Annotated in this window: 16 protein-coding genes; 9 read left to right on the plus strand and 7 right to left on the minus strand. The window is 71.2% G+C overall.

The genetic code is table 11. From position 1 onward, the window contains the following. Positions 1 to 71 precede the first annotated feature (71 nt). Entirely contained in the window at positions 72 to 1079 is a 1008-nt protein-coding gene (locus ACVFYP_RS03980) for a class I SAM-dependent methyltransferase (RefSeq protein WP_499198825.1), read from the minus strand. An 11-nt stretch (positions 1080 to 1090) separates the two neighbouring features. After that, positions 1091 to 2638 (minus strand): hypothetical protein, encoded by a 1548-nt coding sequence (locus ACVFYP_RS03985; protein WP_499198826.1) that lies wholly within the window; start codon positions 2636 to 2638, stop codon positions 1091 to 1093. A gap of 104 nt (positions 2639 to 2742) precedes the next feature. On the opposite strand from ACVFYP_RS03985, the gene rffA reads away from it, so the two are divergent. From rffA to ACVFYP_RS04010, 5 genes are all read left to right on the plus strand, one after another. Further along, positions 2743 to 3897, plus strand: coding sequence for a dTDP-4-amino-4,6-dideoxygalactose transaminase (gene rffA, locus ACVFYP_RS03990; protein WP_499198827.1), 1155 nt, complete (start codon positions 2743 to 2745; stop codon positions 3895 to 3897). Further along, positions 3894 to 4616, plus strand: coding sequence for a WbqC family protein (locus ACVFYP_RS03995; protein WP_499198828.1), 723 nt, complete (start codon positions 3894 to 3896; stop codon positions 4614 to 4616). Before rffA ends, ACVFYP_RS03995 begins: the two co-directional genes overlap by 4 nt. Positions 4617 to 4682: 66 nt before the next feature. Further along, entirely contained in the window at positions 4683 to 5504 is an 822-nt protein-coding gene (locus ACVFYP_RS04000) for a phytanoyl-CoA dioxygenase family protein (RefSeq protein WP_499198829.1), read from the plus strand. Further along, positions 5504 to 6142 (plus strand): methyltransferase, encoded by a 639-nt coding sequence (locus tag ACVFYP_RS04005; RefSeq protein WP_499198830.1) that lies wholly within the window; start codon positions 5504 to 5506, stop codon positions 6140 to 6142. The genes ACVFYP_RS04000 and ACVFYP_RS04005 overlap by 1 nt, the downstream gene beginning before the upstream one ends. Next, positions 6135 to 7058, plus strand: coding sequence for a hypothetical protein (locus tag ACVFYP_RS04010; RefSeq protein ID WP_499198831.1), 924 nt, complete (start codon positions 6135 to 6137; stop codon positions 7056 to 7058). Before ACVFYP_RS04005 ends, ACVFYP_RS04010 begins: the two co-directional genes overlap by 8 nt. Here the strand turns inward: ACVFYP_RS04010 and ACVFYP_RS04015 are convergent. From ACVFYP_RS04015 to ACVFYP_RS04035, 5 genes are all read right to left on the minus strand, one after another. Then, positions 7016 to 8047, minus strand: coding sequence for a class I SAM-dependent methyltransferase (locus ACVFYP_RS04015; protein WP_499198832.1), 1032 nt, complete (start codon positions 8045 to 8047; stop codon positions 7016 to 7018). The two genes, ACVFYP_RS04010 and ACVFYP_RS04015, sit on opposite strands and share 43 nt — an antisense overlap. 5 nt (positions 8048 to 8052) lie before the next feature. After that, entirely contained in the window at positions 8053 to 8715 is a 663-nt protein-coding gene (locus tag ACVFYP_RS04020) for an acetyltransferase (RefSeq protein ID WP_499198833.1), read from the minus strand. A gap of 70 nt (positions 8716 to 8785) precedes the next feature. Beyond that, positions 8786 to 9544 (minus strand): SDR family NAD(P)-dependent oxidoreductase, encoded by a 759-nt coding sequence (locus tag ACVFYP_RS04025; RefSeq protein ID WP_499198834.1) that lies wholly within the window; start codon positions 9542 to 9544, stop codon positions 8786 to 8788. A gap of 2 nt (positions 9545 to 9546) precedes the next feature. After that, positions 9547 to 10320, minus strand: coding sequence for a crotonase/enoyl-CoA hydratase family protein (locus ACVFYP_RS04030; protein ID WP_499198835.1), 774 nt, complete (start codon positions 10318 to 10320; stop codon positions 9547 to 9549). A 63-nt stretch (positions 10321 to 10383) separates the two neighbouring features. Further along, the gene (locus tag ACVFYP_RS04035) at positions 10384 to 10866 is read right to left on the minus strand and encodes a MarR family winged helix-turn-helix transcriptional regulator (protein ID WP_499198836.1); all 483 of its coding nucleotides are present in this window, start codon (positions 10864 to 10866) and stop codon (positions 10384 to 10386) included. Positions 10867 to 10968: 102 nt separating this feature from the next. On the opposite strand from ACVFYP_RS04035, the gene ACVFYP_RS04040 reads away from it, so the two are divergent. From ACVFYP_RS04040 to ACVFYP_RS04055, 4 genes are all read left to right on the plus strand, one after another. Further along, complete coding sequence (locus ACVFYP_RS04040) at positions 10969 to 12753, plus strand: feruloyl-CoA synthase (protein WP_499198837.1); 1785 nt, start codon at positions 10969 to 10971, stop codon at positions 12751 to 12753. Continuing rightward, complete coding sequence (locus ACVFYP_RS04045) at positions 12750 to 13976, plus strand: thiolase family protein (protein ID WP_499198838.1); 1227 nt, start codon at positions 12750 to 12752, stop codon at positions 13974 to 13976. The genes ACVFYP_RS04040 and ACVFYP_RS04045 overlap by 4 nt, the downstream gene beginning before the upstream one ends. An 88-nt stretch (positions 13977 to 14064) precedes the next feature. Then, complete coding sequence (locus ACVFYP_RS04050) at positions 14065 to 15072, plus strand: tripartite tricarboxylate transporter substrate-binding protein (RefSeq protein ID WP_499198839.1); 1008 nt, start codon at positions 14065 to 14067, stop codon at positions 15070 to 15072. 161 nt (positions 15073 to 15233) lie between these two features. Continuing rightward, positions 15234 to 16793: an ArnT family glycosyltransferase gene (locus ACVFYP_RS04055; RefSeq protein ID WP_499198840.1), complete on the plus strand. Its 1560-nt coding sequence runs from the start codon at positions 15234 to 15236 to the stop codon at positions 16791 to 16793. The last annotated feature ends 34 nt before the right edge of the window (positions 16794 to 16827 follow it).

The raw sequence follows: 16827 nt of genomic DNA on the forward strand, positions 1-16827 counted from the left end.
CCATTCGGCTATCAGGTCGGCTTCGTGTTGCCCAAGGCTGAGGAGACGCAAGCCTCGGAGGAGGATTGACCTTAGCTGGCCGCGAACACCCCGATCAGCTTGTAGCCCAGCCGCAGCGCGTGCAGCCGCGCCACATCCGGCACCTCCCGCTCCCCGGGGCGCAGCTGCGCCAGCATGGCCTGGACCTGCGCGGGCGGATGGGCGGACTGCCGGTCGATCTCGCTCTGCACCGTGGCCACCTCCAGCGCGCGGAAGCCGGCGCGGGCCAGCAGCGCGGGCAGGGTGGCGGGGGTGAAGTAGCTCCAGTGGCCGGGGCAGACCACGCTGCTGGCGGCACCCTCCAGCCGCACCAGCAGGCTGTCCCAATTGGGCACCTGCAGGAACAGCCGGCCGTCGGGCGTCATCCTTTCGCGGATCGCGACAAGGAAGGCCAGCGGATCGGCCATGTGTTCCAGCACATCCAGCGCCGCCACCACCTCGAACCGCGCAGCCGGGTCCGGCAGATCATCCGGGAAATAGCCCCGCACCACCCGCGCCCCACGGCGGCGGGAGGCTTCGGAACCCAGCACCCCCGGCTCCAGCCCCAGCGCATCCCACCCGGCCGCCGCGGCCTCCACCAGCAGCGTGCCGAAGCCGCTGCCGACCTCCAGCAGCCGGCCCGTCCGGGCGCCCTGGGTGGCGAGGCGGGACAGGTAGTAGCGCGCGCGGGCCGTCTCCAGCTCCAGATAGGGGGCGGACAGGCGCAGCGCGATGGTTGCCTCATCCAGCGCGGAGGTTTCGTAGCGGGCCGCATCGGCGGCTTCCTCCATCACCTCCCGCGTATAGGTCAGGCCGCAGCCGGCGCAGTCGAGCAGGGTGATGCCATGCGCCGTCAGCACCGGCCGCGCGCCACTGGCCGCCGCGCCGCAGAGCGGGCAGTCCCGCTTCCGGTAGCGGCCCGTGGTGCCGCCGACCTCGGGCGGGGCGTTGGAGGCCATGCTCGCCAGTTCCTGCGTCCGGAAGACGCGATAGGCCTCGGCCAGGCGGTCGCGCATGCCGGGGATCAGGGCGGCATCGAAGGCATCGCGCGGGTCGGTCATGCTGTGGTCCGTCATACAGGGCCCAGGCCGATGCGCCGCAACAGGCGGCCGGTGAGGGAAAGCCGCGATCCGGCGTCGCGCAGCAGCAGGCGCACCGCCTCCGCGCTCTGCCGGGCGAAGGGGGCGGGGTCCGCCATGCGGCGGGCGAAGGCGGCGGCGCGGGCGCCGGCCTGCTGGCGCGCGGCGTCATCCCGCAACAGGCCGATGGCGAGATCGGCGAAGCCCGCCTCGTCCTGCGCCACCAGCGCCGGTTCGCGCTGGCGGTCCAGCGCCGGCATCTCCGCGCTGTGGCGGCTGACCACGGGGCAGCCCTTGGCCATCGTCTCCCGCACGCTTTCGCCGCCGGTCAGCGGCCAGGTGTCCAGATACAGGTCCAGCAGCCGGCCCCAGGCATGGCCTGGGACGAAGCGGTTGCGGATGTGGATGCGTGCGCCGGCCGGGCTGGTGCGGGCAAAATCCTGGATGACCTCGGCCTCCCCGGTGCCGCCGGCGACGAAATGCGCGGCGGGTACGGCCAGCAGGATGCGCTCCACCACCCGAAGGTAATCGGGCGTCAGCTTCACCAGACGGCCATAGACGCCGAACAGCGGCCGGCCCGGCGGCATGTCCGCCGCTTCCGCCGCCATCTGGGCCGGGTCCGGCGGGGGCAGCAGCATGTCGAGGTCCCAGGGCGTGTCGAAGGGCAGCAGCCGCGCGCCGCCCCAGCCGGTGCCGGTCGCGCCGATGCCGAAGCTGTCATACACCGCGTCCAGTCCCGGCGTGGGGAAGGCTGGCATTCCGCCCTGCAGGAAGACCTGCGCCGGCGCCGCGCGCTGGGCGAAGAGCGCGATCGGCACCGCATTGTTCATGTCGGTGATCAGGATGTCCGGTGCGATCGCCGCCACCGCCGCCTGCGCGGCGGCCAGCCGTTCCGTCGTGGTCTCGCCCTGGGTGACGGTGACGCTGACGCCGGCCGCGCGCAGCTCCTCCACGAATTCCGGCTCGGCGAAGCGCCAGGCGACCATGGACAGTGCGCAGCCGCCGGGCAGGGCGCGGAAGGCGTCCAGCAGCATGCGGGGCGCCAGCGTCATCACGTTGCGCTTGCCGGCGAACATGGACAGGAAGCAGATGCGCGGCGGGCCGGGGCTCAGGCGGGCGGCTGGCCGTGCCAGGCGATGGAAGGCGCGGGCGGCGGCCTGCATGCCGGGCAGCACCAGGCGGCACTGCGCCAGGTTCGACGCCTCGAAGCACCAGCCGATGAAATACAGCAGGTCCAGCAATTCCAGCAGCGCCGGCATGTCAGGCACCGGCTGCCGGGCGCGGGCCTCGATGGCGTGGGTCAGGGCCGGCACCAGCGCGACCGCCCGCGCATCCCAGGACCAGGCGTAATAGGCATGGGCGTGGCGGATCGCCGCGGTCCAGGCCGCCGGGTCCGCGACCTGCCCTGGCGGCAGGTCCAGCAGCGCGGTCAGGTCGGCGGCGAAGGCCGCATGTGCCGCGCGGGCGGCATCGCCCCCCAGGGCCATCAGGCGACCGAGTGTCGCGGCCTGTTCGGCGGCGGAAGGAGGGGGCGGGGACATGGCCGCAATGGCTTACGCGACCGCCCCCGAGGCGTCCATGCCGGGCTGCCAAGGCGGCGGGCGGCTTCGCTTGACGCCTGTGGCGAAGTGCGGGACAGGGCTTCATGCCCGCACCGCCACCTGGGAAGATTCCCTTCGGCCGTCCCGCCATCGTCGGACGCGAAATGTTCTATATCGCGGAGGCGATCCAGAACGGCACCATCTCCGGCGGCGGCCCCTTCATGCGGCGCTGCGAGGCTTGGATCGAACAGCGCGCGGCGGCCAAGCGGGCGCTGATGGTCCATTCCTGCACCGCGGCGCTGGAGATGGCGGCGATGCTGGCCGAGGTGGGGCCGGGGGATGAGGTCATCATGCCCTCCTTCACCTTTTCCTCCACTGCCACAGCCTTCGTGCTGCGCGGCGCGGTGCCGGTCTTCGTGGATATCCGGCGCGACACGCTGAACATCGACGAGGCGCTGATCGAGCGCGCGATCACGCCCCGCACCCGCGTCATCGTCCCCGTCCATTATGCCGGCCTGGCCTGCGAGATGGATGCGATCATGCGGATCGCGCAGCGCCACAACCTTCTGGTGGTGGAGGATGCGGCGCAGGCGCAGCTCTCGGACTGGCAGGGCCGCGCATTGGGCACCATCGGCCATCTCGGCTGCCTGTCCTTCCACGAGACGAAGAACATCATCTCCGGCGAGGGCGGCGCGCTGCTGATCAACGACCCGGCCCTGATCGAGCGCGCCGAGATCCTGCGGGAAAAGGGCACCGATCGCAGCCGTTTCTTCCGTGGCGAGGTGGACAAATACACCTGGCGCGACATCGGCAGCAGCTATTGCCCGGGGGAGATCGTCTCCGCCTTCCTCTATGCGCAGCTCGAACGCGCGGATGACATCATCGCCCGCCGTCGCGCCATCTATGACGCCTATCGCGAAGGCCTGGCGCCGCTGGCGGAGGCCGGGCTGGTGACGCTGCCGGAAGCGCCGGGCACCGCGGCCAATGGCCATATCTTCTGGCTGCTGACGCCGGATGCCGGGAGCCGGCCGCGCCTGCTGGAACACCTGACCGGCCAGGGCATCCATGCCGTGTTCCATTATGTGCCGTTGCACTCCTCCCCCGCCGGCCAGCGCTTCGGCCGGGTCGATGGCGAGCTGGCGGCGACCGATGACATCGCCGCGCGGCTGGTGCGGCTGCCGATGTATCTGGGCCTGACCGATGCGGATGTGGAGCGGGTGGTGGCGGCGGTCGGCGCCTTCTTCGGCCGCAACCGGTGAGCACCAGGCCGCGGCGCTGCGTCGGCATCGTCCAATCCTCCTACATCCCCTGGCGCGGCGCCTTCGCCATGATGGCGCGCTGCGATGCCTACATCTTCCTGGACAGCGTGCAGTTCACCCGGCGCGACTGGCGCACGCGCAACCGTATCAAGACGCCGCATGGGCCGCTCTGGCTGACCATCCCGGTGAAGCAGAAGGGCAATTACCATGCCCCGATCGACGCCATGGAGGTCGCCGAGCCCGGCTGGTCGGCGAAGCATCTGCGCAGCATCGAGGGCGCCTATCGCCGTGGCGCCGGCTTTGCGGAGGTGATCGACCCGCTGCGGAGCGCCTATGCGACGGCGGCGGGGGAGGCGATGCTCTCCGCCGTGAACCAGGGGCTGACGCGGGCACTGGCCGGGCTGCTCGGCATCGACACACCCTTCCAGCGTGACGTGGACCTGCTGCCACGGGAGACGCTGGCCGCGCTGGATGCGACGACCCGGCTGGTCGAGCTGGCGGCGGCGGTTGGCGCCACGCACTACATCTCCGGCCCTTCCGCCCGGTCCTATCTGGATGAGGGCGCCTTCGCCGCGCGCGGCATCGCGGTGGAGTGGATGTCTTATGCCGGATTGCCGCAATATCCGCAGCTCTGGGGTGATTTCGAGCCGGCGATCTCGGTCCTCGACCCCCTGCTGACGCTTGGCGTGCAGGGGGCGCGGGAGGCGCTGGGTGGCTGAGGCGCCCAGGCTTGCCCGGCATGTCGCGGCAGGCCACAGGATCGAACGGGATGATGGGTGGCAACGATGAAATCCTACGGCGTCAGCACCACCACCACGGATGCCGCGACCGCGGACCCGGCCTTGTCCCTGGCGCTGGAGGAATTGTCCCGCAACGGCGTCACGGTGCTGGACGCCGCCCTGCCGCCGCCGCTGGTCGAGGCGCTGCGGGCGGCGCTGGACCGCGTCCTGGCGGAGCAGACCGCGCGGTTTGGGGGAGAGCCCGCGCTCGCGGCCATCGGCGATGCCGGCCAGGCGCGCGCGCTGCTGGAGGAGGATGACGTCTTCCTCGAAATCCTGCGCGCCCCGGCCCTGGATGCGGTGGTGGAGGCGGTGCTCGGACCCGCCGCGCTGGTCATGCAGCAGAACGGCATCGTCATGCCGCCCGATGCCGCGGAGCATCATCAGCAGAGCTGGCACCGCGACCTGCCCTATCAGTCCTGGGTCTCCAGCAAGCCGATCGCCCTCGGTGCGCTGGCCGTGCTGGATGATTTCGACGCGACCAGCGGATCCACGCTGTTCCTGCCGGGCTCGCACCTGCATGACGCCTTTCCCTCCCGCGCCTTCGTCGATCGCTGGGCGATGCCGGCGCATGCGGCCGCCGGCGCCATCGTGGTCTTCGACGCCATGTGCTTTCACCGCGGCGGGGTGAATCGCGGCACCCGGCCGCGTCGCGCCATCAACACCCTGCACGGCATTCCGCTGTTGGCGCAGCAGGTGGCGTTTCGGGACCGGCCGGGGCTGGACCCCGTGCTGCGCCGCCGGCTCGGCCTGGACTACCAGCCCGCACCCAGCACCGATGCCTGGCGCGCCCGCCGCGCCGCTCGTCTCGGCCAGGTTCGGCCTTGATGCAAGACCCGATCCTGAAGGCCGTCACGGCCCATTACGAGCAGGCGCTGGCGACGCATGGCCCCACCGCGAAGGGGGTGGATTGGAAGGATGAGGAAGGCCAGCGCCTGCGCCACCGCCAGTTCCTCCGCCTGGTGGAAGGGGATCCGGAGGCCAGCATCCTCGACCTCGGCTGCGGCTATGGCGATTTCCTGCCCTTCCTCCGCGCCCATGGCCATCGCGGCCGCTATATCGGCCTCGATGTCGCCCCGGCCATGGTGGAGGAAGCGCGCCGGCTGCATGGCGAAGGACCGGATCGCGCCTTCTTCCTTGGCGCCGAAAGCCCGGAGGCGGCGGACTACGCCATTGCCAGCGGCATCCTCAACGTCATCCGCGGCGCCGATCCGGCCGCCTGGCCGGGCTATGTGGATGGCGTGATCGAGGGGCTGGCGCGGTCCTCGCGCCGTGGCTTCGCCTTCAACATGCTCAGCCTGAACAGCGACCCGGAACGTCGCCGGGCCGATCTGCATTATGCCGACCCTGCCGCGATGCTGGCGGCGATGATCGCCCGCCATGGCCGTCACGCCGCGGTCCTGCAGGATTACGGCCTGTGGGAATTCACCCTGATCCAGCGCCATGCGCCCGGCTCCCATGGCTGAGCGCCAGCGCTGGCGAGCGCTGGGGCATGTGCATGTCGCGGCCGGGGAGGCGGCGGGCCACGCCACCCATGCCGCCTACCCCACGCCGCTCGCCATGCCGGATGGCAGCCTGCGGGTCTTCTTCTCCCCCCGCGACACGCAGGGGCGGTCCGGCATCTGGTCGCTCGACCTCGCGCTTCGACCGGATGGCTTCGAGAAGCTGGGCCCGCCGCGCGGCCCCTGGCTCGAACCCGGCCCCGTCGGTGCCTTCGACGATGCGGGGGCCTCGGTCGGCTGGGTGGGCTGGCATCCGGATGGTGGGCTCGATTGCTGGTTCCTGGGCTGGAGCCTCGGGCGTTCCGTTCCCTTCCGGACTGCCATCGGCCGTGCTCGTGCCGCGCCGGGGGAGGCCTGCCTGCGCCGCCTTTCCTTCGCGCCCGCGCTGGACCGGGATGCGACGGACCCGCTGAGCCTCGGCTATCCCTGGGTGCTGCGGGAAGATGCGGGGCTGTCGATCTGGTACGGCACCCATCAATGCCCGCCGCGTGGCGGCCGCGCCATCGACCACCCGATCCGCCGCGCCGTGTCGCAGGACGACGGCGTGACCTGGCGGCGTGACGCGCGGCGCGCGCTCGACCATGCCGAGGATGCGGAATGGGCGCTGTCGCGGCCCTGCGTGCTGCGTGACGCCGCTGGCTGGCATCTCTGGTACTGCCGCCGACTGGAAAGTTACGCCCTGGGCTATGCGCATTCCGCCGATGGCGTCACCTGGCGGCGGGCGGATGACGCGATCGGCTTCGTGACGCCGGAGGCGGATTGGGAACGGGGCACCCGCACCTATCCGGCGGTCTTCGACCATGCCGGACATCGCTACATGCTGCATAACGGCGTCGGCTACGGCCGAACCGGCTTCGGCATCGCTGTGCTGGAGGATTGACCCGGGGGGTCTGCCGACTCCGCCAGCCGCGCCTGCAGCGCCGCTTCCAGCCAGTCATGCACCGACAGCCCGGCCGCGGCGGCGGCCTGTTCGACCCGCGCCCGGGTTTCCGGAGTCACGCCTTCCAGCCTGCCATGGTAGCGGCTCCACATGCTGCCGCCGCGCCGCCCCTTATGCGGCACATGCGGGTCGAGATGCGGCAGGCCCTCGCCGACGGAGAAGCCGATCACCCAGAAGCAGTTGCCGAGCACCCAATCGAGCGAAACCTGCCGCGCCGTGGGCGGCAGCGAGGTGATCGGGGCTTCGCGTCCCCAAAGGGGGATGTTGGTCACGACCATCCGCCCGTAATCCGTGTCCCGCAGCCAGGGCGCCACGCCCTCATCCCCGAAGACCACGCGCCCGCCCGGGCGCACCACGCGCGCCATCTCGGCGATGCCGCCCGCGATGTCGTCGAACAGGTTGATGCCGCCGAAGTGGAAGACGGCGTCGAAGACGCCATCCGCGAAGGGCAGCCGCGCGGCGTCGCCCACGGAAAAGCGGGGTTGCGGGCCGCCGACCTCGGCCCATTGGGTCACGGCTGCCTGCACCATGGCGGGCGAAAGGTCCTGGGCATGCACCTCGCCGCCCGGGCCGACAGCCCGCAGCATGGGGGGGATATCGTCGCCGAGCCCGCAGCCCGTCACCAGCACCGCCTCGCCCGGCTGAAGCGAAAGCCGCCCGACCATCGCCTGGCGCCACGCCGCCTCATCCTCCCCGAAGGTGGCGAAGAGCCAGTCGAGGAAGTTGCGGTAGATCGCGGTCGCGCTGGCGGTGTCATACATGCCGAGGCTGGTCCGCTGGCCTTCGCCCGCGGCGGCGAGGTCCAGGAAGTTGGGGACCTCGCTTCCGGGCAGGAATCGGTAGAGCGCGCCATCCGGCCGGACCAGCCCTTCCGGCCCCGCCGTCAGGGCCTGGCCTGTCACCGGGCAGCGATAGGCGATGCGGGCCATGCCGTTCAGATCCGCTTCAGCCGGCTGCTCGGCACCTTGGAGATTTCCGTCCCGCCAGGCGCCATGACGGAGCCATCCGGCACATCCGCCAGCACACGCGCCCCCGCGCCGATCACGCAATCCGCGCCGATGGTCACATGGTCGCGGATGGTGACGTTGACGCCGATGAAGCTGCGCGGCCCGATCTTCACCCCGCCGGACACCACGACATGGGAGGCGATGAACACATCCTCCGCGATCTCGCTGTGATGGCCGATATGGTTGCCGGACCACAGCGTGACGTTGCGGCCGATGCGCGCGAAGGGTTGGAGGGTATTGTCCTCCAGGATGAACTGGTTCTCCGCCGGGGCGAAGGTGGAAAAGCGCGTGGCATGGCTGCTGACGTAATGCGCGATGCCGTAGCCGCGGGCCGCGGCGGCATCCACCTTTTCCCGCCGCAGGCGGTTCAGCTTGGTATAGGCCAGCGCGACGAAGACATCGTACTCCGCTGGTGGGAAGCGGGCCTCGATATCCTCGAAGGCCACCAATGGCAGGCCGCCGAAGCTGGGGGCGGTGGCATAGGCGGCATCCACGGTGAAGCCCGCGACGCGGCGGCCGGCATCCTCCCGGAAATACAGCTCGGCCAGCTCCGCGATCGGGCCCGTCCCGAAGATGATGATGTCTTTCAAACCCGCTCCCGCTTCAGGCGCCAGCGGACAGGATAGGCCAGGCAAGGGGGGATTTGAACTGGCCGCCGGGTCACGCCGGCGGCAGCCGCAGCGCCCCGTCCAGCCGGATCGTCTCCCCGTTCAGCAACGGGTTCGCCGCGATGGCCAGCACCATCGCCGCATATTCTTCCGGCTTTCCCAGCCGGGCGGGGAACAGCGGCATCTTGCCGAGGCTTTCGCGCGCCTCGGGCGTCAGCGTGTCCATCAGCGGCGTGTGGAATAGGCCGGGCGCCAGCGTCACCACCCGCACGCCAAATCGAGCCAGCTCCCGCGCCGCCGGCAGGGTCAGCGCCACCACGCCGCCCTTCGACGCCGCATAGGCGCATTGGCCGATCTGGCCCTCATAGGCGGCGATGGAGGCGGTGGCGACGACCAGGCCGCGCTCGCCATTCGGCAGCGGGTCATTGGTGGTCATGCGCGCAGCGGCCAGGCGCAGCAGGTTGAAGGTGCCGACCAGGTTCACCCGCACCACCCGTTCGAACAGCGCCAGGTCATGCGGCCCCTGGCGCCCGGCGACGCGGCCGGCCGGGGCGATGCCGGCGCAGGCCACCGCGAGCCGCAGCGGGGCGAGGGCGGCGGCCGCCTCCACCGCCGCGGCCAGCGGCGCTTCCTCCGCCACGTCGCCCGCCACCGCCACGCCGCCGATGCGCGCGGCCACGGCCTGTGCGGCGGCCGCGTTGATGTCGAAGACCACCACCATCGCGCCGGCGGCGGCCAGCGCCTCCGCCGTCGCGGCGCCGAGGCCGGAGCCGCCGCCGGTGACCAGTGCCGATGCGCCGCGCAGATCCATGGTCAGGCCTCCCCCGCCTTGGCCGCCCGCTTTTCCAGGAAGGCGGCGAGGCCAGCCTGCGCCTCCGGCCCGGTTTGGGCCAGGGCGGCGATCAGGCTCTCGACGAACAGCCCGTCCTCCTCCGCCATGTCCTGGATGCGGGGCAGGGCCTGGAGCACGCCGAGCACGGTCAGCGGCGCCATTCCCGCCACCTTGGCCGCCACCGCGCCGGCCTGTTCCAGGGCGCCGCCCTCGGGGGGCAGGTAGGTCACCAGACCGGCGCGCTCCGCGGCCGACGCATCCAGGGCGCGGCCGGTCAGCATCATGTCCGTCATCCGCGCCGTGCCGATCAGCCGCGCCACATGCACGCTGGCGCCGCCGCCCACGAAGATGCCGCGGCTGCCTTCCGGCAGGGCAAACAGCGCGGTCGGATCGGCCAGGCGGATATGGCAGGCGGCGGCGAGTTCGAGACCGCCGCCGACACAGGCGCCGTGGATCGCGGCGATGGCCGGGATGCGGCCGGCGCGGATGCGGCGGAAGGTCGCGTGCCAGCTTCGGGAATGGTGGAACACCGCCTCCGCCGTGCGGGCGCCGTGTTCGGAAAGGTCGAGGCCGGCGCAGAAGCAGGGGCCGTGGCCGAACAGCACCATCGCCCGTGCCGAGGCCTGCGCCTGTGCCACCGCCACGTCCAGCGCCGCCAGCAGCGCGTCGTTGATGGCGTTCCGCTTGGCCGGGCGATTCAGGCCGATCCAGGCGACCGTGTCGCGGATCTCCAGGCTGACCAGATCCTCAGCCATGCCGGGCTTTCCTCATTTGTTATGCCATATAACGTTAGGCGGCGGGGCTGGCGCAGGCAAGGCTCAGCCGGCGGCGACCCGGGCAAGGGCAGAGATCAGGGCGGCACGTTCCGGGGGCGTCAGGCTGTCGGTCAATTGCCGCTCCACCTCCGCCTCCGCCGCCTTGGCGCGCATGAGCAGGGCGCGGCCGGCGGGGGTCAGGCGCAGCAGGTTGGCGCGGCGGTTGCCCGCTTCCTCCGCCCGGCGGACCAGCCCCTCGGCCTCCAGCGCCGCCAGCAGCACGGTGAGGTTGGAGGGCTTGATGCGCAGCGCCTCCGCCAGCACTGTCTGGCGGATATCCGGATTGACCTCCAGCAGCAGCAGCACACCCATACGGCCGGGGGTCAGGCCGAGCGGCGACATCAGGCGGTGGAAGGCCTCGAAGGCCGTCTGCTGCGCCAGGCGCAGGCGGAATCCGAGTTTGTGGTCCAGCGGCGACATGTCGGGCGGCGCGGCCGCATCGGGCAATCCGGCGCGGTCCCTGGGCTGGCGGCGTGGGATTGGCATGAAGCTGACTTACAGGACACGACATGCCCCTTGGAAGGGGGCCGCGATCCTACTATTATGGGATATAACAATCAGGGGCCGCGGTGCCTCGGAGGGATAGGGATGTCCGTAGCCCATCACAGGATGGGCGCCGCCCCCGTGCGCGTCGCGCATCGGTCGGATGGCGCGCTGCTGGTCACGCCGGAGCCGCAGCTCGGCGCCTACCCCCGCTGCATGACCGAACGCCTGGTGCATTTTGCGACCGTTGCGCCGGACCGCACGCTGATCGCGCAGCGCGATCCGGCACTGGGCGGCGATTGGCGACGGATCACCTATGCCGAGGCCTTGGCGCAGGTGCGGGCGCTGGGGCAGGCGCTGCTGGATCGCGGGCTATCGGCGGAACGGCCGCTGGTGATTCTCTCCGGCAATGGGCTGGACCAGGCCATGCTGACCCTGGCGGCGCTGCATGTCGGCGTGCCGGTGGCGCCGGTCTCCCCGGCCTATTCGCTGCTGGCCAAGGATTTCGCCAAGTTGCGGCACTGCCTGGCGCTGCTGACGCCGGGCCTGGTCTTCGCCGAGGATGGCGCCCGCTTCGCCGAGGCCATCGCCGCCGCCGTGCCGCCGGGGGTTGAGGTGGTGCGCGGCGGTGCGGAGATGGCCGCGCTGCTGGCCACCACCCCGACCCCGGCGGTGGAAGCCGCGGCCGCCGCCGTGCAGCCGGATGATGTCGCAAAAATCCTGTTCACCTCGGGCTCCACGGGCCAGCCCAAGGGCGTCATCAACACCCATCGCATGCTGTGTTCGAATCAGCAGATGCTGCGGGAGGCTTTTCCCTTCGTGGCGGAGGAACCGCCGGTGCTGCTGGACTGGCTGCCCTGGCACCACACCTTTGGCGGCAACCACAATCTCGGCCTGGTGCTGTACAATGGCGGCACCTTCCACATGGATGACGGCCGCCCGGTGCCCGGCGGCTATGCCGAGACGCTCCGCAACCTCGGCGAGGTCGCGACCAGCATCCATTTCAACGTGCCGCGTGGGTTGGAGGAGCTGGTCCACCATCTTCGCCAGGATGCGGGGCTGCGCCGGCGCTTTTTCGAAAAACTGCGGATGATCTACTACGCCGCCGCCGGCCTGCCGCAGCATCTGTGGGACGCGCTGGATGAGCTTTCGCTGGCCGAATGCGGCCGGCGCATTCCGATCTTCACCGGCCTCGGCTCCACCGAGACGGCGCCCTTCTGCCTGGTGGTGCGGGAGGGTTTTTCCGAATCCGGCGCGGTCGGCCTGCCAGCGCCGGGCATCGAACTGAAACTGGTGCCGGTGGCGGGCAAGATGGAGGCGCGGGTGCGCGGGCCCTCCATCACGCCGGGCTATTGGCGCAACCCGGCCGCCACCGCCGCCGCCTTCGACGAGGAAGGGTTCTACTGCCTTGGCGATGCGCTGGTGCCGCTGGACCCCGCTGACCTGCACAAGGGTTTTCGCTTCGACGGCCGCATCACCGAGGATTTCAAGCTGGCGACCGGCACCTGGGTCAGCGTCGGCCCGCTGCGGGCAAAGCTGATCGCCGCCTGCGCGCCCTATGTGAAGGATGCCGTGATCGCCGGGCATGACCGCGACCACATCGCCGCCATCCTGATCCCCGAACGCGAGGCCTGCGCCGGCGTCACCGACCTGACCGACAGGCTGGCGGAGGGGCTGGCGCGGCTGGCCTCCCAAGCCACCGGCAGTTCCAATCGCGTCACCCGCGCCGTGCTGCTCGACGCCCCGCTGTCGCTCGATGCCGGGGAGATCACCGACAAGGGCTCGATCAACCAGCGCGCCGTGCTGGCGCAGCGCACGGCGCTGGTAGCGGCGCTCTATGCCGAGACGCCGGGACCCGAGATCATCTGCCTGACGGAGGCCCATGCATGACCGCGCTGCACACCGAATGGCGCGATGCCTGGCTGCTGGCCGGCGCCCGCACGCCCTTCGCCGATCTGGGCGGGGTGCTGGCCAAGGTCTCGCCGATCGACCTCGGCATCGCGGCCGCGCGGGGCGCGATCGCCAAGGCGGGGATCGAGCCAGGGTCGATCGGCCATGTCGTCGCCGGCTCCGTCGCCCAGGCCAGCTTCGACGCCTATATGCTGCCGCGCCATATCGGCCTTTATGCCGGCGCGCCGATGGCGGTGCCGGCGCTGCTGGTGCAGCGCGTCTGCGGCACGGGGATCGAGGCGCTGGTGCAGGGCGCCACGGCGGTGGAGCGGCAGGGCGCGGGCATTTCGCTCTGCGTCGGCGCGGAGAGCATGAGCCGCAACCCGATCGCCGCCTTCACCCATCGCACCGGCTTCGACCTCGGCGCGCCCGTCGAATTCAAGGATTTTCTCTGGGAGGCGCTGGACGACCCGGCCTGCGGCCTGTCGATGGGCGGCACGGCGGAGGAATTGGCGAAGCGCCACGGCATTTCGCGGGCGGAGGTGGATGCCTATGCGGCGCGATCCTTCGACCGGGCGCTGGCGGCGCGGGAGGCCGGCTTCTTCGACGAGGAAGTGCTGACCATCACCAGCACGAGTTTCGCGCGGGAGGGGCTGCGCGATCGCGGCATCACCCTGCCGCGCAAGGTGACGGAGTTGTCGGCCGACACGCATCCGCGCCCCTCGCCGGTGGAGGCGTTGGCAAGGATCCGGCCGGCCTTTGGCGGGGTGCAGACCGGCGGCAATTCCTCCGCCGTGGTCGATGGCGCCGCCGCCGCGCTGGTCTGCGACGGCGCCTTCGCGCGCGGGCGGCAGCCGTTGGCCCGGCTGGTCGCGGCTGTGGCGGTGGGCTGCGCGCCGGAGGTGATGGGCATCGGCCCGGTGCCGGCCATTCGTGCCTTGCTGGATCGGGTGGGCCTCGCCTTGCACCAGATCGACCTGGTGGAAATCAACGAGGCTTTTGGCGCCCAGGTGATGGCCTGCGCGCGCGAACTCGACCTGGATGAGGGGCGGCTGAACGTGCATGGCGGCGCCATCGCGCTGGGCCATCCGCTGGCGGCCACGGGTATCCGCCTGGCGGTCACCTGCGCCCGGGGGCTGCGGCGGCGGGGTGGGCGCTATGGCATCGCCTCCGCCTGCATCGGCGGCGGCCAGGGCATCGCATTGCTGATCGAGACAGCCTGACGCGCTGATGGCGCGCGACAGGGCGAAAAGGCAAAGTAGCACCACAAGCCGGCGCGCAGACGCCGGCCCCAAGGAGGAGAGATCCGAGATGAGCCTGATCCTGTCACGCCGCCGCGTCTTGGCGCTGGGCGCCGCCGCGCTGGCCACGCCCGCTCTGCATCGCACCGCCCTGGCGCAGTCCGCGGCGACGCCCACCATCAACCGCAATGCCCGCGCCATCGTCGGCTTTCCGGCCGGCGGGTCGTCAGACGTCGTCACCCGGCTCTATGCCGACAAGCTGCGCGGCATCTACGCGCCGAATGTGATCGTGGAAGGTCGCGTCGGCGCGGCGGGGCGCATCGCGGTGGAGGCGGTGAAGGCGGGGGAGGCGGATGGCAGCATCTATGTCCAGACCCCGGCCTCCATGCTGACGCTGCAGCCGCATGTCTTCCCGCGGGAGGTGCGCTACGACGCGCTGACCGATCTGGCGCCGGTTGCCACCGTCTGCAGCTTCCCCTTCGCCATCGCCGTGCCCAGCACTCATCCGGCGAAGACCTTTCCGGAACTGGTGGCCTGGATGAAGGCCCAGCCGGGCGACGTGCCCTTCGCCTCCCCGGCCGCGGGCTCCGCGCCGCATTTCCTGGGGGTGATGCTGGGCAAGGCGATCAATGTGCGGATGACGCATGTGCCCTATCGCGGCGCTGCCCCGGCCATGCAGGACCTGATCGGCGGCCGCCTGCCGATTTTTGTCGGCGTGCTGGGCGACATCTCCCCGCAGGAGGGCAGCGGCGCGCGGATGCTCGCCATATCCTCGCCGGAGCGCAATCCGCGCTACCCGAACCTGCCGACCTTCGCCGAGCTGGGCCAGCCGGCGCTGACCAAGGATGAATGGTTCGGCGTGCTGCTGCCGGCCAATACGCCGGCCGCCATCGTCAACGGCCTGCATGCCGGCATCAGCCAAGTGGCACGGATGCCGGAGATCGTGGCGGCGCTGGACCGGCTGGAATACCTGCCCACCATCTCCGCCAGCCCCGCCGAATTCGCCGAGCGCATCCGGCGGGAGCGCCAGGAATGGGGGGAAATCGTGCGGGAGAGCGGCTTCCAGCCGGAAAACTGAGGGGAAGGCTGACCGCGCGGCAGGCAGGCTGCCTCTGTTGTGCCCCAGCGCCGCCCGGGGAAAGCCATGCGGGCGGCGCATCAAGGGGCGAAGAGCGGTTGCATCCGCGCCCCAGCTTTGAGATGGGTAGCGTGTGAGCCATCACGGCCGCGTGAGAGACCATGCTGGACGGTCGTACCCTGCCCGACGCCCCCGCCATCACCGCCCGGCCCAGCCGGGCGGATGCCCTGGCGCTTCTCATCATCATCGTCGCGGCGGTGCTGCTGCGATTGACCTCCTTCGTCCCGGCGGTGGTCGATACGGATGAGGGGCTGTACATGGTGCAGGCCCGGGAATGGCTGAACGGCGGCTGGCCGCTGGTCGCCGCCTGGGACATGCACCCGATCGGCGCGCCGGCGATGTTCGCGCTCGCCTTCCTGGCCTTCGGCGTGTCGGTGGAAGCGGTGCGGCTGCTTGGGCTGATCTGTGTGATCGCCACCGGCTGTGCGCTGTATGGCGCGACCCGTGCGACGGGGGCGCCGCGCGGCGTCGGCGTCAGCGCGGGCGTGATCTACGCAGCGCATACGCTGCTGCTCAGCGGGCTTTGCACCAATACCGAATTGCTGATCGCGCCCTTCATGGCCAGCGCCATGGCCATCGCCATGCATGGCGCGGCCCAGGCGCTGGGGCCGGAACGCCGGGCGCCGGGCTGGCTTTCCCTGGTGGCGATGGGGCTGCTGGTGGGCTGGGCGCTGGTGGTGAAGCAGGTGGTGGTGCCGGCGGGCTGCCTGGCCTTCGCCGTTCTGCTGGGGCCGGCGCTGTGGCGCGGGGCGCTGCCCTGGCGCCGTGCCTTGGCCATGGCAGGCGCCTATGCCGCGCTCTGCGCCACGCCCTTCCTGCTCTTCGCGCTGATCTACTGGGCGCAGGGCTGGCTGGCGGATTACCTGGACGGCTCGATCCTCGCCCCCTTCCGCTATTCCATGGAGCGTATCGCTGGGGCGGAGGCCTGGCGGCGCATCGCCGCGGCGGCGGTGCAACTGACCCTGATGTTCGCGGCGGCGCTGGTGGCGTTGGTGCTGTGGCGGCCGCGCGGGCCCGCGGCGCTGCTGACCGCGGTGGCGCTCGCCTGGTTCTGTATTGCCTGCCTGGCCATCGCCGGGCCGGGCTTCTTCTTCGCGCATTACTTCCTGCTGTGGCTGCCGTCGCTGTCGCTGCTCGCGGCGGTTGGGCTGTGGCGTGTCGCGGGGCTGCTGGCCCGCCCGCATCTGGTGCGGCCGGCCATGGCCGTGCTGCTGCTGGGCCTGGCGGCGCAGGGCTGGGTGCCGGAGATGTATGAGCGGCTGGATCGCGGCCCCGGCCTGCTGCATCGCGACCCGGTGCGCGAGGTGGCGGCGGCGATGGCGGCGGCGGGCGGTCCGGGGGCGGACGCCTTCATCGCCAACTACCACACCAGCGCCTATGTCCTATCCGGCCTGCGCATCGCCACGCGCTTTCCCTTCCCGGCCCATTTGACCGGGGAATTCGAGGATCTGTCGGATACCAGCACGGAGGCGGAGCTGGACCGCGTCCTGGCCGCCCGTCCGCGCGTGATCGTGGTGGACCGCGCCTGGATGCAGAACATGCGCCCGGCCGCGGCGGCGCAGGTGATGGCGGCGGTGGCCCGCGATTATGAACTGGCGGCGACCGTGGCGGAGCGACGCGGGCCGGTGGAGATCTACCGGGTGAAGGCCGACGCGCTGTGACCGTGCCGCCCGAGGCGGAGCGCGCCGCAGGCCA

It is taken from the genome of Roseomonas sp. F4, assembly GCF_053891155.1.